Here is a 25,293-nt window from a genome sequence, read left to right on the forward strand (position 1 = left end):
GTTTAAGTAGTCGAGCACGTTGAGTCGTTTCCAAGCTCTAGTAGCTACGACATCGGAAAATCATGCTCAGCGCAGCCGCCCGAAATCTTAATCAAATGATTCGAATGGGCAGCCAGGCCCCACCCCACACGCTTCGAATTAGATTTTTGATCTCAGAATCCGATTGTTTCCGGGAATGAGACATCTGTTCTACGTACTCGGGCCACCAATATCGTTACACGTTTGCCGTAGTCAGCTTATTTCTGAAAAGTTTCTGGGTGGATTATTCACACTTGGAAGATAATTCACAGCTAAACCCCGACGCGTCCGCGATCCATGGTTTTGAATTTATGAAGTATGAGTTTCGTCCGCAGAATTTTATAAAAGATTTATTTGATAAGCACTTCCTTCAAGATAACGAAACGGTTACGCTCCTTATCGGCACACATCACCTCGATTGATCACCGAGATCAGTGCGCCCAAAACCCAACAAGGAGAACATTCATGGCACGTTTTTCCCCTCTCAGGCGAACCTTGGCCGTATCCGCGGCCGTGGCCATCGGCTTCGCCGGATTTGGAGCCGGCATCCTGCCTGCTTCAGCTCAGCCCATCAAGGTTCCGGCTGAAAAGTCCAACCCCGCACCAAACAGTGAGGCGACCGTCAAGATCGGACCTCCGGTAGCGGACGAGGCTTACGATCAGTTCATCGTTACTTACAAAGCCTCGGCACAGAACGCTGGCAAGTCAGGACGAGCCAAAGCCTGGGGCAAGGCCGCTCAAGAGGCCGGAGTCTCCGTCAAGGAGCTACGCAGCATGGCAACTGGAAGCTTCGTGGTGAAATCCAACAAAGAACTCAAGGGCAAAGACGCCGATGCGTTCATGGAGGATATGGCCAAATCAGGTCTGATCGAGGCAATTGAACCCGATGCCATGATGAAGATTTCGATGACTCCAAATGACACCAGATACGCTGAACAATGGCACTACAGCGGAACTAACGGCATGCGACTACCCTCGGCTTGGGACACCTCCACGGGCTCCGGAAGCGTCGTTGCGGTACTTGATACCGGTATCACCTTGCACTCGGATCTGAACACGAACGTCCTGCCCGGCTACGATTTTGTTTCTAATGCCACCTCTGCGCGTGACGGCAACGGGCGAGATTCAAATGCACAAGATCAGGGCGACTGGTACGCAGCTGGTGAATGTGGCGGTAGCGATTCAGGCAACTCTTCATGGCATGGCACGCACGTGGCCGGCACCGTAGCCGCCGTCACCGACAACGGTAAGGGCGTTGCAGGAGTGGCACCGGATGCGAAGTTGCTTCCCGTGCGCGTCCTCGCCAAATGCGGAGGTAGCCTCTCAGATATCTCGGACGCCATCATTTGGGCCTCCGGCGGATACGTTCCAGGAGTTCCAACCAATACGAACCCCGCAGACACCATCAACATGTCCTTGGGCGGCGGCGGTGCGTGCGGCACCACCTATCAGGCAGCCATCGACACCGCGGTCTCACGAGGAACTTCGGTCATCGTGGCTGCCGGCAACGAAAGCCAGAACGCCTCAAATGTTCGCCCTGCCAACTGCTCCAACGTTGTTGTAGTGGCCGCGAGCAACCCCTCGGGCGGCCCTTCGTTCTATACCAATTACGGTTCAGCCATTGATGTGACGGCACCGGGCGGGGATACCAGATACGCCGGCCAAGGCGTACTTTCAACCATCAATACCGGTTCTACCACCCCATCGGCAGAGGGCTATGCCTTCTACCAGGGCACCTCAATGGCTACTCCACATGTGGCAGGCATGGTGGCCTTGATGAAATCAAAGTCCCCTTCACTGTCGCCTGCTCAGGTTGAAACGGCACTGAAAAATGGGACCCGGGCCATGCCAGCAGGCTGCAGCATCGGCTGCGGTACCGGGCTGGTTGATGCCGCGAAGATCATGAACGCACTTGGTGGGACCACTCCGGATCCCGATCCAGAGCCAGAGCCAGAACCAAGCGGCAACCTGCTGAAGAACCCGGGGTTTGAGGACGGCTCGACCGGCTGGACCGCGAACCGGTCCGACACCTTCGAAACCGGTTCCGCAGCCCGCACCGGCAATGGACTAGCAGGCTTGAACGGTTGGGGAAATTCCAACACCTACACCCTGGATCAGAAGGTAACCATCCCTTCTTCGGCATCCAGCGCGGAGCTGAAGTTCCATCTGCGGGTACTTACGGACGAGACAACGACTTCCTACGCCTACGACAAGATCAGCGTCCAAGTAATTGATGGATACGGAACTTACAACATGGGCAGCTGGTCAAATTTGGATGCCGGTACGTCCTATCAGGAACGCACCGTCAACCTGAATAATTTCCGCGGCAAGACGGTCACCCTGCGCTTCAAGGGGGTTGAAGATTCAGCCAAGGCAACGGTGTTCCGCATCGATGATGCCTCGGTGAGCGCTAACTAAGCCACAACAAGTTTGGGGTTGTTCGCCAGCTGGCGAACAACCCCAAACTTGTGTCGGTGACTACACAACCGCCGCTGGAAACCAGCTTTTAGGTGAGCGTCCAGGATCGTTTGGACAGGCCGTACCAGAAGCCGTCGATGGCAGTCTTCGCATCGATGCCACCGGATGCATAAGCGGCACCGAGCGAAACGTAGAGCGGAGCCCAGTGCTCGGAGCGCGGGTGTGCCTCACGAGCGGCCGGGGCCTTATGCATGAAGTCGAGGATCGAGTCCACATCCCCGCGCGCCATTGCCTCTTCGGCCCAGTGATCAAATTCGCTGGATGCGCTCGGTGGGGTGGTATCGGCGCCCGCGGCAGGATTGAACCAGCGCAGGTTGTGGGTGGTGAAGCCGGAGCCGACAATGAGGGTTCCACGTTCACGCAAGGGAGCCAATGATTTGCCCAGCTCAAAGAGCCCTGCCGGATCCAGTGTCGGCATGGACATCTGCACCACCGGAACATCAGCCTCCGGGAACATTTCTTTGAGCGGAACATAAGCACCGTGATCCAGTCCGCGGCTCTCGTCACGTTCCACGTGGTGACCGTGAGTGGCGGTCAGCCGTTCCACTTCAAGAGCAAGGTCCGGAGCCATGGGCGCGTCATAGCGAACATCATAGTATTTCTGCGGAAAACCCCAGAAGTCGTAAACCAGCTCGTTTTTCTGCGTTGTTGCACTGAGCGTGACCGGAGCATTCTCCCAGTGCGCGGAGATCATGAGAATATCTTTGGGCTTATTAATGGTGTTTGACCAGTCGGCCAGCTCGCTGGTCCACCGGGCATCGTCGGCCAGCGGCGGGGCGCCGTGGCTCAGGAATAAGACTGGGGGAAGTTCTGCTGGCTGTGTCATGAATTCAGCATACATGAATATAGTTGAAGGTTAAAGCTTTTTCTTTGTTGCCTAAGATACGGCTCGTCGCAATTCGGATCCAGAGTCTTAGTAGCGAGTAAATTGTCAACGGTGGGCTCACTGATCACTAGACTAGAAGCCATGCACGATGAAAAGCTGCTTAACCTGGTGGAAAAAGAATTCACTGCCACATTGCTTCGCGCCCGGCAATCGCTCCGCGATCGCGCGAGATCTATCCACCCAGATCTTCAAGCACCCGGCTACCGAATCCTCGCGTTTTTGATCCACAACGACGCCCAGCAACAAGGTGTTCTTGCCGAGCACCTTGAGCTGGATAAGGCCACTATCTCCCGGATGGTTAAACAGCTTGAAACCATGGGTCTAATTACACGTACCCCGGACCCTGCCGATGGACGCGCCCAGCTGGTCTCAATCACCCCTAGCGCGCAGGAGGCGTGGAAGGTCAGCGGCCACACCCTGCGCACCCGGCTTCACAGTCGCCTGTCCGAATGGGACGAAGCAGACGTACGCCGCTTCGCAGACCTATTGCACCGAATGAATGAAGACCGAGAAGTCGGCAGCTAGAAGTCCTTACTCAAGCAACGCAAGGAAGTCATCGGTATCCAAAGTGGTTGCCGAGGCCATCTGATCCGAATCTCCCAGTACATCGTTAAAGAGCTGGGTTTTCTTAGCTTGCAAAGCCAAAACCTTGTCTTCAATCGTGTCCTTGGCAACCAACCGGTAAACATAGACCGGCTTGTCCTGGCCGATACGGTGCGCCCTGTCGATAGCTTGGGCTTCTGCCGCCGGGTTCCACCACGGATCCAGCAAAATGCAGTAGTCAGCGGCGGTCAGATTGATACCAAACCCACCAGACTTCAGCGAGATGAAGAAGACCGGGAATTTACCGGCACCAAAGTCCTCAATCAGCTGACGTCGCCTCGCACCGCTGGTGCTTCCATCCAAGTAACCGGTCTCAAAGCCAAGTCCGAGCGCTACCCCACGGGCCTTGGATAAGAACGAAGTGAATTGGCTGAAGACCAAGATCTTGTGCCCCTCGGCCACAGCGTCTTCCAGCAAAGATTGCAGAAGCTCCAGCTTGGCGCTTGGCCCGTTGCCTTCATCTACCAGCGAAGGATCCAACGCGAGCTGGCGCAGCAAAGTCAGCGACTGCAAGATTTTGAAACGGTTGGAATCAACATCTTGGACTAGTCCCAAAACTTCTTGTCGCACCCGCTGAAAGCGCCGGTCATAGGCTTTGCGGTGTGCCGGTTCCAACTCGACGTGGATGACCTGTTCGGTCTTCGCCGGAAGATCCTTGGCTACCTGGTCCTTGGTGCGGCGCAACACAAATGGGCGCAAGCGTTTCTTCAGCCGCTGCATACGCGAACCATCGCCGGAAGCGATGGGTTTGGAGTAGTTATCCTTGAATGCTTTCAGTCCTCCCAGGAGCCCGGGCGCGGCCAGAGACGTCAACGCCCAAAGTTCCAAGAGGTTATTTTCCACCGGGGTGCCGGTGACCACAAATTTGCAAGGGATCTGAATTTGGCGGACCTGCTTGTATCCCTTAGAGACATGGTTTTTCACCATCTGCGCCTCATCCAGGATCAGTACCGAGAAACCCAGATCCTCAAACTGCTCAAAATCCAATCGGAAAATTGCGTAGCTAGTCACTACCAGCTGCGCTTCCCTCACTACTTCGGCCACGCTGCTGCGCCGCTTGGTGCTCGTTTCGCCCAACGCTACCGTGCTCAATTGCGGGGTGAATTTCTCCGCCTCGCTCGCCCAGTTGCCAACAACCGAGGTCGGTGCGACCACCAGATATTTGGCCTGCGGATCTTCAATGCGCGCCTTGTCCAAGGCGGCTAATAGCTGAACAGTTTTGCCCAGCCCCATGTCGTCGGCCAGCACCCCGCCGAGCTGATGACGACGCAAGAAGTCCAACCAGTTCAGTCCTTGCTGCTGATAATCGCGCAAGGTTGCGGTGAAACTTTCGGGAACCTCAACATGCTCGGGACCTTGCGCACCGGTCAGTTTCGCCATGGCGGCGAGCCACTCATTTTCTTGCGCTTCAATAATTCCCAGGGCAAGAAGTTCCTGCCACCAATCAATGCTCAGACGGTGCATCCGCACCCCGGAGGTGGTGCTCTGCGCTAGCTCGCCGGCCTCTGAGATCAGTTGCCGCAGGGCATGGAATTCTTCGCCATTGATGGGGACAACTTGGGCATCTTCCAACACCAGGTAGTCGTCCCCGGCGCTGAGCGCACTAAACAGTTCGACAAAGGGAATCTGACGTTCGGCAAGCTTGATATCGACGTTCAAGTCGAACCAATCATTGCTCGCTTCGCCCACACCAATGTTGACTACCGCTTGGCCTGGGGCCATCCGATAGTCTGGGACCGCGTTTTGCTCATCAACTTGTACGTCCGGGTGTTCGCGCAACAATGGCAAAGTGTCCAGCACAAAGTCGATGCTCGCACTCAAATTCAGCTGCAAAGACGCGAAACTTCCCGTACTGCTCTGAATCAACGGGTGTTCGGTTCCCACCTTGTCCAAAACGCTGTGCAGGATCTCTTGTTCCACGGCACGCTGCCTTGGACCAGCGTCGGTGTAGTGCCAGGAGAATTCACCGGTCAGTTCGTTGAGCGAGTGACGTAGTTGAAGCTTCAGCACCGGACGGGAAGGCTCTGGTACTTGGTAGCTTCCATCAGAGCTGTCTAGCGGCGCCACTCGGCGCACGCGTGGCATGAAGAGGTGGTTGAACTCGGGGATCTGGTCTCTAGGGATCTGTACTGGACCGTTGCGGACCAGCTCAATGAGTTCGTTGGTAATCGCCGGTTCAAAACAAGCCAGGTGTAAACTTTTGGCCTTCTCCGGGTTTCCCTCGCAGAAGATCGCTGCTGCTGGTGGCGTTCCGACGGCGATCATCGAGGTCGGAAATCCTTCGGGAGCCACAATTTTTGGTTCCAGCCTTAGGCCCTGATCATCTTCTATGAAATTCACCAGCCCCTGTGCGGGTGCCAGCGGGAAGTTGATCGGTTCTTTGGTTTTTGCTGAAACCACGCTCACACCCGAATCACGGATGCTTTTCAGGATACGACCTAGTTCTTCTCCGGGCAGCATATTCAGCGTCACCCAGTCGTTGCCCCAGTGATCGTAATAATGGGATTCGCTCATGCGCAGTGAGATCCCATGAAGATCCATCATGACTCGGCGTTGGGTGGCATCAAATCTTTTGTCGTACGCCAGGTGGCTCCAGGAGACGCCGCTTTGCACCCACGGCGATCGAATGCCCGGTTGCGCGGGACGCACCTTCACATCATAGGCATCGTGCTTACGATATTTTTCGTGGACTATCGAGACCAGCAGGCCAAGCGGGATCGTTTCAATCTCTGTTTCCAGCGCCGGCAATAACGCATGCAATGAACGCTGCCAGTGTGGCACCGGGCGTGGGCTGTCTCCGTCGTGTTCCTCCAGCTTTGGGTCATCGTTGACCGTCAGTTCTTCGTCCGGGTTTCGGGTGAGATACAGTCCCAGCGCGGCTACGTGTTTGCAGGGCCCTTCCAATTCCTTGGCCGTGCAGTTAAACCGGTAGCGGACCTTGCCGTGGATTAGTTCCAGTTGCATGAAAACCTCGGCGTCAGCCACGTCCGCATACACCCGGCTCATCGCGGTACTTTGCACCCAACGGTACGGGCTCACCTCGCCGGAACTCATGATGAGGCTTCCCTCCATCATGGTCCGAGCGGCAAAGTGCCCATTCAGATCGGGAAAAGTCAGGGTGTATTCCATGTCCACCATTCGTTGCAGCGCGGGCCAAAAACTTTGACTGCTACCAGTCTATTTTGTTTCGCCCTAGCATTAGGTACGGCTAGGCATTCAGTCTGAATACTTCTGAAAATGGCCATTTCACAAGGTCTTATGACCTGCCGGGCAGGGGCTAATTTCCTGCATAGTACTCACGGCGTACGGGATGAGCGTTTTGAATCATCGTGGATCCACGAAGCTAAGGTCCGCATTTTTGCTTCAGAAGCAGAACCGGGTTCAGTTGTATAGATAAACATGGTCTGGTCAGCTACTCCGGTGACATCCAGTGCTTCATAGCCGATCTCTAGTTCGCCAACCAGTGGATGGCTGAGCCTTTTCACCCCGTCTCGGCGTTCAACGACGCGGTGATCGGCCCACCAGGTGCGAAATTCTTCGCTGTGTAGGGATAATTCACCGACCAACTGTGCAAGTAATGGGTCGTGTGGATGCCTTCCGGCGTCCAAACGCAAAGTACCCACCATGGAGGAGGCAACCTTTTCCCAGTCGAGGTATCTGGAACGCGCTTCAGGATCCAAAAATGCCCAGCGGATGAGGCTGCGTTCGCGCACGGGCTTGGCCATGACATCGGTCAAGAGGAAGGCGGCCAACGGATTCATTGCCAAGATCTCCGTTCGCCGGCCTCTAATGAATGCTGGGTGTTCGGTGAAGGAGTCCAATAACGCGTGTAGTGATGGGCGTACCCTTTGAGCTCGTTTGTCGAGTTTGTTGCCGTTGGGATCTGCCACGGCTCTAGCGAGATCAAAAAGATGGCGAGAGGCCGTTTCATCTAATTGCAGTGCCCGAGACAGCGCATTGAGCACCGATTGGGAGGGGCGTTTATGCCGTCCTTGCTCAAGACGCGCGTAGTAGTCCGCGCTAACCCCTGCCAGTGTTGCTACTTCTTCACGGCGCAAACCGGCGACACGACGGCGTGGGCCACCGTCGCCACTGGGGGCGACTAGTGCTCGACGTGCCTTGAGAAAATCACCAAGTTCGGTACCGGGAGTCATCTCCAAGCTCCTTTCACCACAGAACCAGAGATTGTTCTCCATGGTAGGCAGATGAGCCAAAACTACGCATCTTGTGACCTGTTATTGCTCTGATTCAATGCGTGCACTCTGCGTACTGACCCTACAAGTAGCAGCGATAAAAACGATGTTTTGGCCAGAAAGTGAACCCGCCTGACTGATCCTAGGTATGCCAGTCCTAGGATCAGCTAGGTGCTCCCCATGGCTTAAATGTCCGCACTTCTCTGATGAACTGAATAGGTACAAAAATCTCGATACTCCGCGACATTACCTAGGAGCTGCAATGAGCACTGTCCCGCCTGGCTCCAAGCTGAGCGAAGAGCCCGTAGTCGAAACCTCCCAACGCCAGCCGCTCATTGAGCGTCCCGGCGTTGCTCCGGCAGGGTTCCGTCAACTGATGAGGGACATCGGCCCGAATTACGTCTCCAACGGGGTCATCGGGTTGATATTCTCTTCTTCGGGACCAATCGCTGTGACCTTGGCTGTCGGAATGGCTGGTGGGCTCACCGAAGGGCAACTAGCTTCGTGGGTATTCGCGATATTCCTCTCCGCAGGACTCGCAACGTTGATCATGTCGTTGATCTACCGCCAGCCGCTGGGTTTCGCTTGGTCTATACCAGGCACTGTCCTGCTTGGCCCATCGTTGCAACATTTACCGTTTACAGAAGTCGTCGGCGTATTTTTCACCTCTGGCCTACTCATTCTTGCGTTGGGGTCCACCGGGGTGGTGCGCCGCATTATGTCGGCTATTCCCATGCCCATCGTCATGGCTATGGTTGCGGCGGTCTTCTTACGGTTCGGCACCGACATTGTTTCCTCCACCCAGAGCAACCTCATCGTGGCCGGGCCGATGGTATTGGCTTTCCTTCTGCTCAGCGCGGTTCCAGCCCTGGGTAAATATTTGCCCCCAGTGCTGGGAACCTTGGTTGTCGGTATTGCGGCAGTGGCGCTCAGCGGACAATTTGCATTGCAGTCAGCCGGTGGCCCGATTCTGGCCGCTCCGGAGTTCACCTCCCCTAGCTTTACGTGGGCCTCCCAGGTGGAGCTTTTATTGCCGTTGGTGTTGACCGCACTGGTGGTACAAAACGGGCAGGGTGTGGCAGTGTTGCGCGCTGCCGGTCACCGGCCACCCATCAATTCCTTCGCTATCGCCACCGGTGGATTCTCGGTGCTCAATGCCTGCTTCGGCGCGGTATCGGCCTGTGTCACCGGACCAACCAATAGCCTGTTGACCTCATCTGGCGAAAAACACCGGCAATACAGTGCTGCGGTAGTTTATGGTTCACTGTCTTTGGTCTTTGCGTTGTTTGCACCATTGTTGACCCGGCTTATGCTGGCAACTCCTGAAGCCTTCGTGCTTGCTTTGGGTGGTATCGCGATGCTTAAAGCTTTGCAGCAAGCCTTCGTCACAGCATTCGCCACTAAGTTCACCATGGGCGCTCTCATTACTTTTGTCGTGACGATTTCCGGGATGAACTTATTTAATATTCATGCTGCATTCTGGGGAATTCTTATCGGTTACTTTGCGTCGCGTCTCTTGGAACGCAACGACCATACGGCAGCCAAACTACAGGCCTAGCCCCAACGTACCTAGTGCCGAAACGTGGATATCGAAAAACAAAAATCTCCGGTAGCCTTCCAATTTTGTTGGAAGGCTACCGGAGATTTTCTTTGAACTCTTAGCGCGTCTGCGAGTAGAACCAGGTGATGTGTTCTTCTATCAGCTGCGCAGCACGTTCGCGCTGGTTAGTGGCGAAAGCGTGATGGATCGCCTTGTGCTGGCGTCGCAGCACACGCACGACCGGCTGCCAAGATTCGTCGTTGGGAATCGATTCAGCAACATAATGGCTGATCGAATGCCTCAAGGATTCCATCATCGACTCCACCACGGTGTTTCCCGCCATGGAGGCTAACAGCACGTGGAATTCTGCATCGATGCGGTGAAATTCTTCGCGAGATAGCTGCGCGTCGTCCATGCGCATAATCAACACCGCAGTGCGATCAATGACCTGCTGCGCATGGAGCGGGTTACGTGGAGGCATCTGTGCGGCCCACGTTTCCAACAAAATACGCGACTCAACGATCTCGCGGACGTTGATCCCTTTGGCAGCCAAGTGCATTCGTAGGGCCTGCGAGATTCCGGCGGCAGGGTTGGAGATGATTACGGCACCCGAATTTGGTCCGGACCCCGTTGAAGTCTTCACCAATCCCAGCACATCAAGAATTCTGATGGCATCACGTACCGAAGCACGAGAAATCTGATGCTGCTCCGCGAGCGCACGCTCGCCGGGGAGCTGGTCCCCTAGGGCGAGTTTTCCCGAACGCAGGTCTGACTCGATTGAGTCGAGGACAACTTGGTACGCACGCGGAGCTGGATTTATAGACATCAGTAGACCATTTTAGCCTTGAACTCGATTATGGAAGCATCCAAGACAACACCGGGGTGGACTGCAGGTAAACCAGGGTGCAAAGCACCAGCAACATACCAACGGACCAGCCAGCGACCTTCTTCAGGATGACCGACTCTTGGCCCTCCATCTTTACCGCGGTGGCAGCGATTGCCAGGTTCTGCGGCGAGATCAGCTTGCCGACCACGCCGCCGGAGGTATTTGCAGCAACCAACAGGGTTGGGTCGATTCCGGCATTGACGCCGGCCGTCTGCTGTAGCTTGGCGAACAGCGCGTTAGCCGAAGTGTCGGAACCGGTCACTGCGGTACCGATCCAGCCCAAGATTGGCGAGAGGAATGCAAAGAATCCACCGGCGCCAGCAAGCCAGGTACCTACGGTGATTGTCTGTCCGGAAAGGTTCATGACGTAAGCCAGGCCCAGAACCGACAGGATGGTCAACGCTGCGTAACGCATGTTGTAGATGGTCTTGCCAACTTCGGCCAGCCCTTCGCCAAAGGTCATCGCATATTCACCATTGCCGGTATTACGCGAGTAAACAAAGGCAACAATCACGCCGGTGATCAGCAACAAGGTGCCGGGCGATGATAGCCATTGGAAGTTGTAGATCGTGGATGATACTGGTTCGCCGGCGGCATTCAAGATGTTGCCGTCCAGTCCTGGCCAGCCGAACTTGATGTCGGTACTTGCCAGCCACTTAGGAATATCAACGCCCAGCTTCCACAGCTTGGCCACACCGAAGATCACGATGACCAGCAGGTAAGGGAACAAAGCCATCCAGGTGTTGGCTCCGTGAAGCTTCTGATTACGCTCAACAGGTTCTGCGGCTGCTTCAGCTGTCAGCACACGCTGGCGGGCCTCATCGGCACCCTTTGGAGTCCAGAAACGAAGCAGTATAACGGCAGCGGCCAAACCAACGAGCGAAGCAACAATGTCGGTCAGTTCGTAGGAGAAGTAGGTCGCGCAAAGCCACTGGGCAATACCGAAGGAAATACCAATGGTCAGGGTGGCTGGAAGTGTCTGACGCATACCGCGCCAGCCATCGATAACCAACACCAAAATCGAAGGAACAAACAATGCCAGCAGTGGTGATTGGTGACCAACAACGGCGCCAATGTCTGCGGCCGGGATTCCGGTCAATGCACCAGCGGTGGTGATCGGGATAGCCACGGCGCCGAAGGCAACCGGAGCGGTGTTAGCGATCAGTACCGCGCAGGCTGCGCGCAGTGGGGCCAGACCAAGAGCCAGCAACATGGTTGCGGTAATTGCCACGGGGGCGCCGAAACCTGCCAGCGCTTCAAGCAGGCCACCGAAGCAGAAGGCTATCAATACCGCTTGGATGCGAACGTCTCCGCCGCCGATTACGTCAAAGACGCGACGCAGATCCTCGAACCGACCGGATTTAACCGTCACCTGGTAGAGGAAGATAGCCATGACAACGATCCAGACGATCGGGAAGGCACCGAAGACCATGCCCATCACGCCGGAGTTTAGTGCCATCCCGACCGGCATTTGCCAGCCGAAAATTGCGATGATGATGGCAACTACTAAGGAGCCAAGACCGGCGACGTGCGCCTTAGTCTTGATTACTGCCAGCAGAACAAAGAAAGTGAGAAGTGGGATCAAAGCAATAAGTGCCGAGATCGCAACACTTCCTGCTACAGGATCCGTTGTTGGTGTAAACACGGTGTGGGCGTCCTTACTCGAAGTTGGTCTGACCATATGTGGTCCGACCACCTAGCGTACAAGGTGAGGGCCATCACAACAAGTCTTGACTTATAGAAAGTTCAACGCATAGTATGGTCAGACCACACTTCGAAAGAGTTATTACTATGCGGATTGCTCTCTTTGCCACATGCATCGTGGATGCCATGTACCCCGAAACCGCCAAGTCGACCGTGAAAATCCTGGAACGCTTGGGTCATGAAGTCGTATTTCCCAAGGCTCAGGCCTGCTGTGGGCAAATGCACATCAATTCCGGATATATGCCTGAAGCCCTGCCTGTGGTGGAAAACCACATCAATGCCTTTGACACCGATGACTACGATGTTGCGGTGGCCCCCTCGGGTTCCTGCGTCGCTTCGGTCAAACACCAGCACCCCATCCTCGCGGAGCGACTAGGCAAACCCGAGCTGAAGGAACGCGCGATAGCGGTGGGCAAACGCACCTATGAACTCTCCCAGCTGCTCGTTGATGTCCTGGGAATAACTAACGCCGCCGAGCAACTCGGCAGCTACTTCCCCGACACCATCACCTACCACCCCTCCTGCCACGGTATGCGTTCTCTGAAACTCGGCGACCGCCAGCTGGATCTGCTTAAGACCGTCGGCGGCATCACCGTCGAGGAACTTCCCGAAGCAGATCAGTGCTGCGGCTTCGGCGGCACCTTCTCCATCAAGAACGCGGATGTTTCTTCGGCCATGCTCGAAGACAAGATGAAAAACATCTGTTCCACCGGAGCCTCGGCCTGCGCCGGCGGCGACGCGTCCTGCCTCATGCACATCGGTGGCGGCCTGTCGCGCACCGGTGCCAAACCAAAAACTCTGCACCTAGCCGATATCTTGGCTAGCACCATGGAAGAGACGGTGACACTGTGACACAGGTATTCCTCGGCATGCCGGCCCCCGGTCATGGAAACCTCTTCGAAGAGGAACCATTCCCGCAGGCAGCACATCGTGAATTGGGCAATACCCAGATGCGCAAGAACCTGCGCCACGCAACCCACACCATTCGCGACAAGCGTTTGAAGGTTGTTGGCGAACTTCCCGACTGGGAGCAGCTGCGCGACGCGGGCGCGGCCATCAAGAACAACGCCATGGCCAACCTCGAAGAGCTGCTATTGCAGTTCGAGAAGAACTTCATCGCCCGTGGCGGCATCGTCCACTGGGCACGTGACGCCTCCGAGGCGAACAAGATCGTCACACAGCTGGTCAAGGACACCGGTTCCACTGAGGTTGTCAAGGTCAAATCCATGGCCACGCAGGAAATCGGCCTTAACGAGCACCTGGAAACCGAAGGCATCTCCGCTTTCGAAACCGACCTCGCCGAGCTGATTGTCCAGCTGGGTCATGACAAGCCAAGCCACATCCTGGTTCCGGCGATTCACAAGAACCGCACCCAGGTACGGGATATCTTCTTGCAGGAAATGCCGGAGGTTGACCCAAACCTCACCGATGATCCCAGCAAGCTAGCCGACGCCGCGCGTACCCACCTGCGCAAGAAATTCCTTGCCGCCAAGGTCGCCATCTCCGGCGCGAACTTTGCGCTGGCAGACACCGGAACCCTAGGCGTAGTGGAATCCGAAGGCAACGGACGGATGTGCCTGACCCTCCCGGAAACCCTGATTACCGTGATGGGTATCGAAAAGGTCCTGCCACAGTGGGAAGACCTGGAAGTCTTCATGCAGCTGCTTCCGCGTTCCTCCACCGGCGAGCGAATGAACCCGTATACCTCGTTGTGGACCGGCGCGAGCGCCGATGATGGACCGCGCAACGTGCACATCGTGCTGCTGGACAACGGACGCACCCGCGCATTGTCGGACCGTTTTGGGCGCACCGCGTTGAACTGCATCCGCTGCTCGGCCTGCATGAACGTCTGCCCGGTCTACGAGCGCACCGGCGGCCACGCCTACGGTTCAACTTATCCGGGCCCCATCGGCGCGATCCTCTCGCCGCTGATGACCGGCATCGAGGCTGAGGACAACGGTTCGCTGCCTTACGCCTCCTCCCTATGCGGGGCCTGTTATGACGCTTGCCCGGTGAAGATCAACATCCCCGAAATCCTGGTCCACCTGCGTGGCGAAGATGTGGATACCAAGCGCGAGACGCACAAGATCCCGACCCAGATGGACCTGCTGATGAAGGGCGGCTCCTGGGCGCTGGGCAAGGGCAAGAATATTGGCCTGCTGGAAAAGGCACTGCCGCTGGGCCGCCTGATGGCCGGCAAGGATAAGAAGATCAAGAAGCTTCCTGGTATCGCAGCGGGCTGGACACAGAGCCGCGATATCCCAGCCCCGCCAAATAAGTCTTTCCGCGACTGGTGGAGTGACCAGAAGGAGTCCAAGTGAGTGCCAAAGAAGAAATCCTTAGCCGCATCCGCTCGGCGCTATCGGACGCACCGGTCGCCGAGGAAACTCCGCGCGAATACCGCACCAGTTCCCAGATGCCCGAGGAAGAACTGATCGAGCTGCTCGTTGACCGCCTAATCGATTACAAGGCCGGTGTTGAGGTCATCAACTCCGCGCAGATTCCAGAGTTTGTGGCGGCGAAGCTCAAGGATGCCAACTCGGTCGTTTACCCCCACGGGCTGGAACAACGCTGGCTCTCCGAGCTGCCAACGGGCATCACCCAGATCCCCGATGCGCCCGGTGCACGTTTGAGCGTGGCACAGCTGGATGCGACCAGCGCGGTAGTGACCTCCTCACAGGTTTCCATTGCCGAATCCGGAACCATCATCCTGGACGGCGAACCTAACCAGGGCCGCCGTGCAATCTCGCTGGTTCCGGATCATCACCTGTGCATCGTTCCGGTCTCCAGCATTGTGCGGCTGCTTCCCGAGGCCATGGTGCGGTTGACCATCACTCGCCCACTGACTTGGATCTCCGGCCCTTCGGCCACCAGTGATATCGAGTTGGAGCGTGTTGAAGGGGTACACGGCCCACGTACCTTGGACGTGCTGCTGGTGCGCGGCCTGTAGTCCACACCGCACCGCGAGAAGCCTTCATGGCCGGATCCCGTTCCTGAACTTCCAAGGGGATCCGGCCATGAATCTTTTAATCCCCGCCGCCTACTTGGTGGTGAGGGCCATTTCATTCGGTGCGTGCTCCAACTGCACCGAGGACTTCTTCTCACCGGTAGCCAGATCTACCGCATGTATGGACTTGGTTGCCGGGTCAGCCACGTAGGCAGTATTTCCATCGATACGCAGCGAAGGGTGCGGATCCTGCCACTGGGCAGGGTCTTCCCACGGCTCGATGACCTTAAAGTCACGGGTAATCTCCCCGCTACGCGGATCGATCACGTGAATCTTACCGTCCATGCCCAGCAAGTAACCCAGATCCTGCGGTCCACGCGCTATCCCCCGCCACGTGTATTCCGCGCCTTGAGGTAAGCCGACCACCTTGGAGGTCTGCTTGGCCGCATCGATCAGGACGATCTGGTCAAGCAGTGTTCCTTCCGCATCGGGGTCATCCTTGTAATCGCCGATGACCAGTTCGCTGGTCGGCGACACATAGGCGTTGCCCATCCGCCCGTAGGCATCTGGTGCTTTCAACTTAGTGAACTTAGCATCCGCGTAAATCAGAGCCCCGTCCTCGCAGCCAAAGACCGCGCGGCCCTGGCCAGTCATTCCTTCACCATGCACGTTCGGGCAATCGGTATTCCGTGCGGTCTCCTCGCCTTGGGCGTCCACGAGCCTCACCCCGCTGCGTGCGGTGGCATCTCCGATGGTGGTCAGCACCGATCCATCGTCAAGGGCCACCGAAACACCATGATGCGCAGGTGAAGTAATGGTTTTGGTTTCGGGCAGCTGGTCTGTGCTTTTCGACAGCTCCGCGGTCTCAAAGAGGGTGGTGGCACCCGTACCATCGTCAAAGAGCGCGGTCTTTCCCGCATGCGGGACCACGTGTCCGGCAGCGCTTGCTCCGAAAACGCTCTCCCGCAGCGCCGGTGCGACTGCGTCCAGAACTTGGAACCCGGCCGAGGTGGTCAGCAGAAAGTTGCGTCCGTCCCCTGCCGAATTCAGCCGGGTGAATTCCTCGGTATCAAAGCTTTTGATGACCTCTAGGGTCTCCCCATCCAGTACCGAAACCCCGTTGGCGTAGCCCACGGCGACACGAGGCGCGGTCAGTTCTTCCGCCGCGGCGTCACCCTGGGCCCCGCAAGCCGTGGCGCCCAGGCCCAGGACCATCAGAATGACGGTACCGGTGATGAGGTGATGATTTTTCTTTTTCATTTTTCCCTTCATGGCTACGCGTTAATCGCGTAGTGCGTGGCTGATTTGTTCGGTATTCGCCTGCATCATCTGCAGGTACGACTCGGCACCTTGGCCCGCCATGGATAGTGATTCGGTGTAAAGATCAACGATTTTCACCTCGATTTTCGTTTCGCTGGCGAGGGCTCGCGCTAATTTGTCGGGCTGTGCCGACTCCACAAAAATTGCGGAGACCTGAGCTTCACGGATCGCGCCGCTGAGCGAGGCCAGGTCGGCAGCGCTCGGCGAAGCGAGGGTGCTCCCCGAAGGGATCACCGCGCCAATCACTTTGAGGTCGAACCGCTCTGCCAGATAGCCGAAAACGTGATGGTTCGTCACGATCTGCCGCTGCGCCGGTGGGATCGCGGAGAACGCGGTGAGCATCTGAGCGTCGAGGTCTTCAAGTTTCTGGCGGTAAGTTCCCGTGGCCGCATCCAGTGGCCCAGTTGAAATTCCAGGGATCTGTTTAAGGTCCTTCTCCAAGGCGTCGACTACCTGCACAACCCGTGCCGGGTCAGTCCAGAAATGCGGGTCCGCTGCCCCGTTCGTCCCGGGCACGTTCAGTAGCTCGATATGATCGGTGGCCACAAAGTGGTTGACTCCCTCCTCGCCAACGGCCGTGAGCTGCCGACTTAGCCCTTCCTCCAGGTTCAGGCCATTGGAAACCACAAGATCCGCGTCCTGCAGCAAAGCTGCCTGCTGGGCGGAGATCTCAAAGGAATGCGGATCAACGTTTGGCGGCATCAGGGTGTGGACTGTTGCCTGCTCCCCTACCAGATTTGTCACCACGTCGGCCAAGATATTTGTGGTGACCACGATGCTCGGTTTTTGTTCTTGCTGTCCTTGGCCCGCACATCCGGTGAGTAGTAAAAGCCCGGAAAGCACAAGTGCTAATACCTTCGTTACGTTTGCCATCTTTTGATCTTTCAATTTCCGACCTGGGTCATCCAATGTGGTGAGGTTTCAGGTGCCAAGGTGCGGGAGATGCGGGCCGAGTCCGCGAAGTCGATTTCATAGATCTTGTTTTCGCTCGGCGCATTAACGTAGGCGCGTTGCGCATCGGTTTCCAGGCTGACTCCGCGTAGCGCCTCTGGGTCCTTCACGGTGCGTGGAAGCAGTTCTTTGGTGATGCCCACGCTCTGACCGGTGGTTGTTGAATAGACCAGTACTCGTCCGCGGTCGTCAAGAGCCACAATGTGCCCCGGTGAATCCCCTACTGCGGAGACTCGCAACAGTTTGTGCTCGGTCAAAACCCGTTGCAGCTGCAGCGAACGCGTATTCAGTACCCACGCTCCGTGATCTCCTGCCACACCCGCAACTGCGGGGCGGGCTTTGCGGTGTTCCAGCGACTCTGCGCGGTCACCGGCTTTGGTCCCGGCCGGGTAGGGAACCAGGTCAAACTTCGCCGAATCATTTGCTGTTTCCGTGGCCACTAAAAACCCCTGGGCGCAGGCGATCACCAGCCCGGCCACCGTGGCGGTGGCTCCGGCGGGCTCAGCGCATTGAGCCGACGCGCCGGCGACTGGTTCGCCGGTTGCATCCAAATACTGCACGCGCATGTCTGCCGGTTTCTGCCCGGGCTGGCTGGAGATGGCTCCGTCGCCTAGGGGCGCCAGCAAACCCCGGTGAGGAGCATGGTGGGTGGTGAAGCGTTGACTGATTTCACCGTTGGCGAGCCGGGCGTTATCCAGCAATATTCCTTCACCGGTGGCCGGAACGTACACTCCCGTGCTGCCCGCCGTGGAGAGCGGTCCGCCGGTGACTACTGCCTTGGGTGCGTTGTCCAGGATTCCGATTTTCCGTGCGGTTCCCCGATAGAAATGGAAATGATCGGTGTGGTTCCAGCTCCACACCCCGCTGTCTAAAATCGTGAGCCCTTCGGCCGTGGAGGCGAAGAGGTACCGCCCATCGGTCTGCAAAGCGCTCACCTCTTCCAGCGAGTCAAGACTTGATTCGGTTTCGTTGAGCAGGTCAAACATCCCGGCTGACCCGCGCTTATCGATCGTTGCTAGGTGCAGTGGTGCTTCGGCGACTTCACGGGCGCCTTCGACAGCTCCATGCCCGGCCGCCGGTTCGTTGGTTGGCTGTTGAGATTCTTCTGTGGCACCAGATGGGAGGCATCCGGTGAGCAAGAGACTGGCGGCCAGCCCAAGAACTACCGCGTATTTAGTGGATTTCATCGAGCACTTTCTAGTTCATTGATTGCGGGTGCAGACCTGGTAAAACCCCTCGTTGCCCGGCGGAGCAGCGCAGAGAGACCGGCAAGGAGTATGGCGGTGCAGGCGATGGAGGGTCCGGCCGCGCTTTGGGCATACCAGGAAATCAAAAGGCCGCCGAACACCGACAGCATTCCGAAGACGGCGCCGAGCACCATCAGTGCCGGGATTAGAACCATCCATTGTTTAGCCGCAACCACCGGTGCCAGCAGCATCCCCACTACCAGCAGGGTTCCCACGGCACGGAATGATGCGGTGATCGCCAGGGCAACCAGCCCAACCAACATGATTTGGGCAAGTTGCGGCCTTAATCCCAGGCTCTGCGCTATTCGAGCATCGAAGGCTGCGGCAACAAAATTCCGGTGGAACAGCTTAGCGATGACCAGGCTCACCGCTAGCGCCGCGGTGAGCGTCCACAGGTCTGACATCCCAATGGCCAAAATATCTCCAAAGAGCATGCTTGTGGCATCGGTGGCGAAACTTTTCGAATGCGAGACCACGATGATGCCTACCGAGAGCATTCCAACAAAGACCAAGCCGATGCTGGTGTCATAAGATAATTTTCCTCGCCGTTGCAGCGCACTCAGCAGAGCCGTCATGAGTAGCGCGCTGACTCCGGCACCGAGCATGACCGGGAAACCTAGAACGGTAGCCATAGCGACTCCCGGAAGCAGCCCGTGACCGATGGCTTCACCCAAAAATGCCATGCCCCTAATGACCACCCATGTCCCGGCGATGGCACAGATGATAGCCACTAGACTGCCGCCGATGAGGGCGCGTTCCATAAAGTCAGGAGAGAAAGGATTTGTCAGCACACAGAGAAGACTAACCTTAAATGAGAATCATTATCAATTGCTATACTCGGAACATGACTAGCTCCGATACCCGCTTACTCACTCATTCCCTCTACTTCTCCTACGGAAACCGTGAAATTCTCTCAGACGTGTCGCTTTCGATTCGAGCTGGAGAAATGGTGGCCATCACCGGTGAAAACGGGTCGGGAAAATCTACCCTGCTAGAACTTATGGCCGGGACAATGACGCCGGATCGCGGACTGGTCGAACGATCCTGCCCGGTGGCCCTGGTCGTCCAACGCCCAGCGGTCCCGGCAGAACTGCCACTGACGGCGGGGGATGTTGTAGCCATGGGAACCTGGCGGTCAAAAATAACTCGAAAACAGCGAAAACAGCACGTGAGCCGCGCCCTCGCACGCGTCGAGCTGACGGGCTTTGAGGCGAGGAATTTTAATGAGCTCTCCGGCGGCCAGCGCCAGCGAGTCCTAGTAACACAAGGGCTGGTACAAAATACGGGCGTCTTACTGCTTGATGAACCGCTGGCTTCCATGGACTCCACCAGCCGCACGCTGATCCACGAGATCCTGCGTTCCGAGGTGCGCCGCGGACTGGCCGTAATGCTAGTAACCCATGATGAGGATTCCACGATGCTGGCCGATCGCAGCGTGAAATTGCAACACCACCGTACGTCTTGCCCAGAGCTGCAGTTGGCTACAGAGAGTTGATTCCAAGACCCCACCAGCGGCGAGCGCATCGAATTGCTGGCCAGAGGGACAAGAACAACGCCAGACGCGCCGCTACGAGCTGCCGATGGCACGAAGGAGAAATAGGGTCTGATCGATGCTTTGCCGATACGCCGTTCTACACGGATCTCCGTGGAACATTTTCCAAGACCCGGCCTATATTTCTTGTCCTAATGCCCTGCTATGAAGTCCGTTAGGTCTGCTTCGATGTTTTTCTTTGATTCAAAGACAGCTTGGACCAACCCCGAGTCATAAGTCTGCCGGAATCGTACTGGTGGTACTGAAACGCTCAAGCCCGCAATCACGTCACCGACCCCGTCACACAGCGCCACACCCAGCGCGTTGGTGCCAGCTTCGGTCTGCTCAAAGTTCACTGCAAACCCGGTGTTCCGCACGGTCAGAAGATCTTGTTCCAGGCCGGCAAACCAGCTTTCATCCAGCGGCTTCTGCGAAATCTTTGATTCCCGGACATACAGCTCACGAACCGCAGCTTCACCCAGCTGGGCGAGAATCACCTTACCGGCCGAGGCCGAATGCGCGTCCATTACCTCACCTTGACGGTCCCCCACCCGCAATGGACGTGAGCCTTGGACCGTAGCCAAGAACCTCACCTGGGTTCCGGCACGAACCATCAAGTTCACCGTTTCGTCGAGTCCCGCAGACAGCACCTTCATCTGCGGCAAGACTCGTTGGCGTAGTTCGGCGGTCCAAGACATGCCTGCCGGTGCAACCCCGAGTGCCGGGCCTGGAATATATCGCTGAGCGGCATCCTGGGACGCAAATCCGCGGTACACCAGCATGGCCAGCAGCCGGTGGGCGGTTGACCGGGAAACTCCGAGTTCTACGGCAGCATCGCTTAACCGCAGCGCACCGAAATCGCGGAGTAACTCGATCAACGCCAAGGCGTTATCCACCGATTCGATGGGATACGCCGGCGGCTTACGTCGAGGCTTTTTTGGCTGCATGACTTTGATTTTACGGCTTGCCGCCGGGGCCTGCATAAGCCCAGCGGAAGTCCGGAACCCGGTGCTGTTCCGCAAGGCAGAACTTCATGGCTTCGAGTGCCTTGGAACACTAATCTCAAGAGGAGTTCAGCACACAAATTTCAGGAGTTGCACCATGCAGTACTACGAAAATGGATACCGCCCCGGGGATCCGGAAGTTCGGCCAGCCCTCACCTTGGAGGCGTCCTCCGAGGTTCTCCCGACGCAAGTTGATGTTCTCGTAGTAGGTACCGGACCGGCCGGTGCGGTACTTTCGGCGCAGCTCTCCGAATTCGAAGAGATCACCACCCTGATCGTGGAACGCAACGCCGAACCGCTCAAGCTCGGCCACGCCGACGGCGTCGCGTGCCGAACCGTTGAAATGTTTAACGCCTTCGGGCTTGCGGACCGGTTGATTCGTGAAGCCTATGCGGTCAACGAGACGGTCTTCTGGCGCCCGGATGAAAACCAGCGTGAAAATATCTCACGCAGCGGCCGGGTGAAAGACGTCGCCGAAGGACTGAGCGAATATCCGCACCTGATTGTTAATCAAGCGCGGCTGCAAGAATTCCTCTTCGAAAAAATGCGTAAAAACCCCAGCCGTCTTGCACCTCATTACGGGGTGGAGCTACTGAGCGTGGAAGACACCGGACACGGTGATTACCCGCTGCGCGCGCAGCTGCGTCGCGGCGGAGAAGCCGGCGGAGAGTTCACCGTGAACGCCAAGTTTGTTGTCGGCGCGGACGGTGCTCGGTCAATTGTCCGCCGGTCCTTGGGCATCAAGCTCGAAGGCGACGCCAAAAACCATGCTTGGGGAGTGATGGACATACTTGCCACCACCACCTTCCCCGATATTCGTTTTAAAGCTGCCATCCAATCAGCGGACGGAGGGAACATCCTGCTGATCCCCCGCGAAGGCGGGCACATGGTTCGGTTGTACGTGGATTTGGGCAAACTTAACCCCGCGGACCGCGAGGCTCGTAACCGCTTCACCTCGGAGCAGCTCATCGACACCGCACGACGTATCATGCATCCCTACACCCTAGAGATCAAAGAAATCGCTTGGTGGTCCGTTTACGAAGTGGGCCAGCGTCTGGCCAGCCGCTTTGATAACGTGAACGCCGAGTCGCCCAAGGATGCGTTGCCGCGCATCTTCATCGCTGGGGACGCGTGCCACACCCACTCGGCTAAGGCCGGACAGGGTATGAACGTTTCCATGCAGGACGCATTTAACCTTGGTTGGAAGCTCGCCGCGGTACTTCGTGGACAAAGCCCCCACTGCCTACTGCGCACGTATTCTCAGGAACGTCAGATCATTGCGCAAGAGCTGATCGATTTTGATACCAAGTGGTCCAAGACCATGTCCACCGCTCCGAAGGACCCCAATCATCCGGAGGCTGGCGGAATGGATCCGGAAGAAGTTCAGGCGCAGTTTGTTCAGGGCGGGCGTTTCACCGCCGGGTTTGGAACAAAATACACAAGGTCGCTGCTCACCGGTGATACTGAAGATCAGGCTCTGGCCGCAGGCTTCCCGGTTGGCGAACGCTTTTATTCATCGCCAGTCACCAGGATCGCGGATGCCCGCCAGATTGGCTTGGGCCACACCGCCAAGGCAGACGGCCGTTGGCGCCTATACGCATTCGCGGATCACGATGCCTCCGGGCAGTCACCGAAGTTCGACGCACTCATGGAATTCTTGGCCCAGGACGCACGCTCACCGCTGAAGATGTTCACCGCACCGGGTTCCGCCATAGACTCGGTTTTTGATCTCAAGGGAATTTTCCAAGGCTCGCACACCGAGACGACGGTGGCGCACTTACCTGCGGTGCTCTTGCCAAGGGTCGGTTCCTTGCAGCTCACCGACTATGAAAAGGCCTACTGCTCGGAGCTTGAAGATGGCCAAGAGATCTTCGAGGCCCGCTTAGTGAATCGTGAGCACGGTGCGTTAGTGGTGGTTCGTCCGGATCAGTATGTGGCTCAGGTTCTTCCCCTGACCGCGACCGGAGAACTCACCGAATTCTTTAGCGCCTTCATGAACCCTGCGCTGGTTCAGGCCTAAAGACTGGAGCTCTACTCATGCTCCGAGTCGTCATCTGGCGGCTCGGAGCATGCCAGCACCGCGAATGGCTCGGCCCGCCCTTGAGAGCATAGGGTGATCATAGGTAATGGGTTCGACGGTAGGAAAAATATTGAGCAAGTCACCAGCTGCGGAACCTCGGCAGCTGCCCGACTCGGCACTGCGCTTTGTTGGTTTTTTAGCTTTCTTCGACCGCTACGCCACGCCACCGATGTTCGTGGCACTGTCATTGAGTACCGCGCTGTCGCTGTCTCAAGCCGTAGAACTTGTGGCCGGTTACTCTTTGCTTTATGCCCTGGGACAGCCGCTTTGGGGACTGCTGAGCGATCGGTTCGGCCGCTTGACGGTGCTTCGTTGGGCATTATTCGGTGCCATCCTCGGCGCGATCGCTAGTACGTTATTCACTTCTTACTTTGCCCTGCTGATCGCCCGCTCGTTGACCGGGTTGATGTTCGGCGCCCTTTATCCCACGTTGCTGACCCTGCTCGGGGATACACGCGTGGGAATGGCCAAGGCCCGCGGGCTCTCGGATCTGCAGATCTTTTCGTCTTTGGGCACCACGTTGGCGACCCTTGTAGCCGGTGCGATAGCCACTTCCCTTGATTGGCGTTTAGTCTTTTTGCTGCCTGCCGCTGGAGCCGCAGCTGCCCTCTTGTCACTGCGCCAAGTTCAAGAACCCCAGCGCGAGCACACCACCATGAACTTCAAAGCCGCATTTGGCCGGGAGAACTTACTGCTCTACGCGGTGGTCTTCCTCGAAGGCGGGCTCCTGATGGGATTTTTGACCTATATTGTTCCCGCATTGCAAAGCGTCGGGATGGGCATCTGGCTCTCCGGCGTGCTGGGATGTGGATTTGCGGTAGGAGTGATTCTTGGTGCACGGTTTATGCGGCTGCTCGTGCCGAGATTTTCACGCACCTGGCTTATCGGAATCGGCGGGGTCATCCTGATCCTGAGTTTTGCACCTTCCGCGGTGTTGCCCTCTGCAGGGTCTTATACGGTCACGGCTTTCCTGATAGGTGCCGCAAATGCCATCATGCACTCCTCCATGCAGGGCTGGGCCACCGAGGTAGCGCCCCAAGCTCGTGCCACCACGGTTTCTTTCTTTGTGTTTGCCCTATTCTTCGGGGCTTCGGTAGCCACCTATCTGACGGCAGACCTTGCAGAGCAAGGAAAGTTCTCGCAGATTTTCACGATAGGTTTTTGGCTGAGCATCCTGCTGGTAGCCGTCGCCACCTGGCTGCATGCGCACTGGTACTCGAAGCGCTCAAACTAGAGCAGGGCACTGAGCAGCACACCAGCACCCATGATGACCAGCGCTGCACAGGCCACCATTTCGAGACGCAGAGTGATCTCTGGTTTTTTGAACCAATGCATTGCTTTTGAAGCGACGGTACTCAGAATCAGTAGGTAGAGGAAGCCGACCACGGCAAAGACCGCCCCCAACCCCATCCCCCACCACAACGTATTTGAATCTTTGGGGATAAAACTTGGCAGCATCGCCAGAAATAACAACCCGAGTTTCGGATTCAGCGCCGCGGAAAGAACTCCAGCTATAAATGCCTGCCGGGATGTTTGCCTCTGCCCGGAGTTAGCTCGAATATTTCGTGTTTCGGTGCGCGCAATCGCATTGTCCGCTTTCGCTACGGCGCGGGATTTGCGGAAGCCAGACACTCCAAGATAGATCAGATACAGTCCACCAAGAATGGCGATAGCGGATTCAACTGCCGGATAGCTCTGCATCACCGAGGCCGCACCGGCTCCAGCTAGAGCGGCCCACGCAAAGATAGCCGTTACCATACCCAGGGCCGCGAGAATACCGTGGAATTGGCGTACCAGCGAGAACCGGAGCACGAGGAAGGTATCTGGCCCTGGCGAAAGAGTAACCATCACGCATACCCCGAGGTATGCCAAGAATGAAGCCCCAGTCATGATCTTTAATTATAG

At 57.0% G+C, this 25,293-nt stretch carries 20 protein-coding genes; 9 read left to right on the forward strand and 11 right to left on the reverse strand.

What is annotated here, in order from left to right; all coding sequences use genetic code 11:
• Nucleotides 1-483 precede the first annotated feature (483 nt).
• Entirely contained in the window at nucleotides 484-2,436 is a 1,953-nt protein-coding gene (locus IEX04_RS01450) for a S8 family serine peptidase (protein WP_188683156.1), read from the forward strand.
• A gap of 88 nt (nucleotides 2,437-2,524) precedes the next feature.
• Here the strand turns inward: IEX04_RS01450 and IEX04_RS01455 are convergent, their stop codons facing one another.
• Complete coding sequence (locus IEX04_RS01455; RefSeq protein ID WP_188683158.1) at nucleotides 2,525-3,322, reverse strand: dioxygenase family protein; 798 nt, start codon at nucleotides 3,320-3,322, stop codon at nucleotides 2,525-2,527.
• A gap of 141 nt (nucleotides 3,323-3,463) precedes the next feature.
• Between IEX04_RS01455 and IEX04_RS01460 the strand changes: the two genes are divergently transcribed.
• Nucleotides 3,464-3,907 (forward strand): MarR family winged helix-turn-helix transcriptional regulator, encoded by a 444-nt coding sequence (locus IEX04_RS01460; protein WP_188683159.1) that lies wholly within the window; start codon nucleotides 3,464-3,466, stop codon nucleotides 3,905-3,907.
• 6 nt (nucleotides 3,908-3,913) lie between these two features.
• Here the strand turns inward: IEX04_RS01460 and IEX04_RS01465 are convergent, their stop codons facing one another.
• Complete coding sequence (locus IEX04_RS01465) at nucleotides 3,914-7,114, reverse strand: DEAD/DEAH box helicase (RefSeq protein ID WP_229676936.1); 3,201 nt, start codon at nucleotides 7,112-7,114, stop codon at nucleotides 3,914-3,916.
• Nucleotides 7,115-7,281: 167 nt separating this feature from the next.
• Nucleotides 7,282-8,139 (reverse strand): helix-turn-helix transcriptional regulator, encoded by an 858-nt coding sequence (locus IEX04_RS01470; RefSeq protein ID WP_188683163.1) that lies wholly within the window; start codon nucleotides 8,137-8,139, stop codon nucleotides 7,282-7,284.
• 301 nt (nucleotides 8,140-8,440) lie between these two features.
• On the opposite strand from IEX04_RS01470, the gene IEX04_RS01475 reads away from it, so the two are divergent.
• A complete protein-coding gene (locus IEX04_RS01475; protein WP_188683165.1) occupies nucleotides 8,441-9,736 on the forward strand; it encodes a benzoate/H(+) symporter BenE family transporter in 1,296 nt (431 codons plus the stop codon).
• A 100-nt stretch (nucleotides 9,737-9,836) separates the two neighbouring features.
• On the opposite strand, the gene IEX04_RS01480 is transcribed toward IEX04_RS01475, so the two are convergent.
• Complete coding sequence (locus tag IEX04_RS01480) at nucleotides 9,837-10,544, reverse strand: FadR/GntR family transcriptional regulator (protein ID WP_096254866.1); 708 nt, start codon at nucleotides 10,542-10,544, stop codon at nucleotides 9,837-9,839.
• A 28-nt stretch (nucleotides 10,545-10,572) separates the two neighbouring features.
• On the reverse strand, nucleotides 10,573-12,285 hold the full coding sequence (locus IEX04_RS01485; protein WP_229676937.1) for an L-lactate permease: 1,713 nt from the start codon (nucleotides 12,283-12,285) through the stop codon (nucleotides 10,573-10,575).
• Between the two features lie 110 nt (nucleotides 12,286-12,395).
• Here IEX04_RS01485 and IEX04_RS01490 point away from each other — a divergent pair, with 110 nt between their 5' ends.
• Genes IEX04_RS01490 through IEX04_RS01500 form a run of 3 tightly spaced genes read left to right on the forward strand, consistent with a single transcriptional unit; the run spans nucleotide 12,396 to nucleotide 15,258 of the window.
• Nucleotides 12,396-13,160 (forward strand): (Fe-S)-binding protein, encoded by a 765-nt coding sequence (locus IEX04_RS01490; protein WP_096254864.1) that lies wholly within the window; start codon nucleotides 12,396-12,398, stop codon nucleotides 13,158-13,160.
• A gap of 17 nt (nucleotides 13,161-13,177) precedes the next feature.
• On the forward strand, nucleotides 13,178-14,629 hold the full coding sequence (locus IEX04_RS01495; RefSeq protein ID WP_188684039.1) for a LutB/LldF family L-lactate oxidation iron-sulfur protein: 1,452 nt from the start codon (nucleotides 13,178-13,180) through the stop codon (nucleotides 14,627-14,629).
• On the forward strand, nucleotides 14,626-15,258 hold the full coding sequence (locus IEX04_RS01500; RefSeq protein WP_188683169.1) for a LutC/YkgG family protein: 633 nt from the start codon (nucleotides 14,626-14,628) through the stop codon (nucleotides 15,256-15,258). The genes IEX04_RS01495 and IEX04_RS01500 overlap by 4 nt, the downstream gene beginning before the upstream one ends.
• Before the next feature lie 90 nt (nucleotides 15,259-15,348).
• Here the strand turns inward: IEX04_RS01500 and aztD are convergent, their stop codons facing one another.
• From aztD to aztB, 4 genes are read right to left on the reverse strand one after another with little or no spacing between them, the layout of a single operon-like run.
• On the reverse strand, nucleotides 15,349-16,515 hold the full coding sequence (aztD, locus tag IEX04_RS01505) for a zinc metallochaperone AztD (RefSeq protein ID WP_188683171.1): 1,167 nt from the start codon (nucleotides 16,513-16,515) through the stop codon (nucleotides 15,349-15,351).
• Between the two features lie 21 nt (nucleotides 16,516-16,536).
• Entirely contained in the window at nucleotides 16,537-17,448 is a 912-nt protein-coding gene (locus tag IEX04_RS01510) for a metal ABC transporter substrate-binding protein (protein WP_188683173.1), read from the reverse strand.
• A gap of 11 nt (nucleotides 17,449-17,459) precedes the next feature.
• Nucleotides 17,460-18,713: a YncE family protein gene (locus tag IEX04_RS01515; protein WP_096254860.1), complete on the reverse strand. Its 1,254-nt coding sequence runs from the start codon at nucleotides 18,711-18,713 to the stop codon at nucleotides 17,460-17,462.
• Nucleotides 18,710-19,564 carry a zinc ABC transporter permease AztB gene (gene aztB, locus IEX04_RS01520; RefSeq protein ID WP_229676939.1) on the reverse strand — a complete coding sequence of 285 codons (855 nt, stop codon included), beginning with the start codon at nucleotides 19,562-19,564 and terminating at the stop codon, nucleotides 18,710-18,712. The genes IEX04_RS01515 and aztB overlap by 4 nt, the downstream gene beginning before the upstream one ends.
• Nucleotides 19,565-19,617: 53 nt before the next feature.
• On the opposite strand from aztB, the gene IEX04_RS01525 reads away from it, so the two are divergent.
• Nucleotides 19,618-20,268: a metal ABC transporter ATP-binding protein gene (locus IEX04_RS01525; RefSeq protein ID WP_188683176.1), complete on the forward strand. Its 651-nt coding sequence runs from the start codon at nucleotides 19,618-19,620 to the stop codon at nucleotides 20,266-20,268.
• 188 nt (nucleotides 20,269-20,456) lie between these two features.
• Here IEX04_RS01525 and IEX04_RS01530 read toward each other — a convergent pair whose 3' ends face one another.
• Entirely contained in the window at nucleotides 20,457-21,251 is a 795-nt protein-coding gene (locus tag IEX04_RS01530) for an IclR family transcriptional regulator (RefSeq protein WP_188683178.1), read from the reverse strand.
• A gap of 154 nt (nucleotides 21,252-21,405) precedes the next feature.
• On the opposite strand from IEX04_RS01530, the gene IEX04_RS01535 reads away from it, so the two are divergent.
• A complete protein-coding gene (locus tag IEX04_RS01535) occupies nucleotides 21,406-23,328 on the forward strand; it encodes an FAD-dependent monooxygenase (RefSeq protein WP_188683180.1) in 1,923 nt (640 codons plus the stop codon).
• Between the two features lie 130 nt (nucleotides 23,329-23,458).
• Nucleotides 23,459-24,622 carry an MFS transporter gene (locus IEX04_RS01540; RefSeq protein ID WP_229676940.1) on the forward strand — a complete coding sequence of 388 codons (1,164 nt, stop codon included), beginning with the start codon at nucleotides 23,459-23,461 and terminating at the stop codon, nucleotides 24,620-24,622.
• Here the strand turns inward: IEX04_RS01540 and IEX04_RS01545 are convergent.
• Nucleotides 24,619-25,278 (reverse strand): LysE family translocator, encoded by a 660-nt coding sequence (locus IEX04_RS01545; protein ID WP_188683182.1) that lies wholly within the window; start codon nucleotides 25,276-25,278, stop codon nucleotides 24,619-24,621. The genes IEX04_RS01540 and IEX04_RS01545 overlap by 4 nt on opposite strands.
• Nucleotides 25,279-25,293 lie beyond the last annotated feature (15 nt).

Source organism: Glutamicibacter ardleyensis, from assembly GCF_014644555.1.
Taxonomy (GTDB): Bacteria; Actinomycetota; Actinomycetes; order Actinomycetales; family Micrococcaceae; genus Glutamicibacter; species Glutamicibacter bergerei.

Bases quoted from the DNA above. Each gene is read 5' to 3' on its own strand.
- IEX04_RS01480 (WP_096254866.1), bottom strand. From the start codon at position 10,544: ATGTCTATAAATCCAGCTCCGCGTGCGTACCAAGTTGTCCTCGACTCA.
- IEX04_RS01545 (WP_188683182.1), bottom strand. From the start codon at position 25,278: ATGACTGGGGCTTCATTCTTGGCATACCTCGGGGTATGCGTGATGGTT.
- IEX04_RS01460 (WP_188683159.1), top strand. From the start codon at position 3,464: ATGCACGATGAAAAGCTGCTTAACCTGGTGGAAAAAGAATTCACTGCC.
- IEX04_RS01515 (WP_096254860.1), bottom strand. From the start codon at position 18,713: ATGAAATCCACTAAATACGCGGTAGTTCTTGGGCTGGCCGCCAGTCTC.
- IEX04_RS01510 (WP_188683173.1), bottom strand. From the start codon at position 17,448: ATGGCAAACGTAACGAAGGTATTAGCACTTGTGCTTTCCGGGCTTTTA.
- IEX04_RS01455 (WP_188683158.1), bottom strand. From the start codon at position 3,322: ATGACACAGCCAGCAGAACTTCCCCCAGTCTTATTCCTGAGCCACGGC.
- IEX04_RS01525 (WP_188683176.1), top strand. From the start codon at position 19,618: ATGACTAGCTCCGATACCCGCTTACTCACTCATTCCCTCTACTTCTCC.
- aztD (WP_188683171.1), bottom strand. From the start codon at position 16,515: ATGAAAAAGAAAAATCATCACCTCATCACCGGTACCGTCATTCTGATG.
- IEX04_RS01535 (WP_188683180.1), top strand. From the start codon at position 21,406: ATGCAGTACTACGAAAATGGATACCGCCCCGGGGATCCGGAAGTTCGG.
- IEX04_RS01485 (WP_229676937.1), bottom strand. From the start codon at position 12,285: ATGGTCAGACCAACTTCGAGTAAGGACGCCCACACCGTGTTTACACCA.
- IEX04_RS01475 (WP_188683165.1), top strand. From the start codon at position 8,441: ATGAGCACTGTCCCGCCTGGCTCCAAGCTGAGCGAAGAGCCCGTAGTC.
- IEX04_RS01470 (WP_188683163.1), bottom strand. From the start codon at position 8,139: ATGACTCCCGGTACCGAACTTGGTGATTTTCTCAAGGCACGTCGAGCA.
- IEX04_RS01530 (WP_188683178.1), bottom strand. From the start codon at position 21,251: ATGCAGCCAAAAAAGCCTCGACGTAAGCCGCCGGCGTATCCCATCGAA.
- IEX04_RS01465 (WP_229676936.1), bottom strand. From the start codon at position 7,114: ATGGAATACACCCTGACTTTTCCCGATCTGAATGGGCACTTTGCCGCT.
- IEX04_RS01450 (WP_188683156.1), top strand. From the start codon at position 484: ATGGCACGTTTTTCCCCTCTCAGGCGAACCTTGGCCGTATCCGCGGCC.
- IEX04_RS01490 (WP_096254864.1), top strand. From the start codon at position 12,396: ATGCGGATTGCTCTCTTTGCCACATGCATCGTGGATGCCATGTACCCC.
- IEX04_RS01495 (WP_188684039.1), top strand. From the start codon at position 13,178: ATGCCGGCCCCCGGTCATGGAAACCTCTTCGAAGAGGAACCATTCCCG.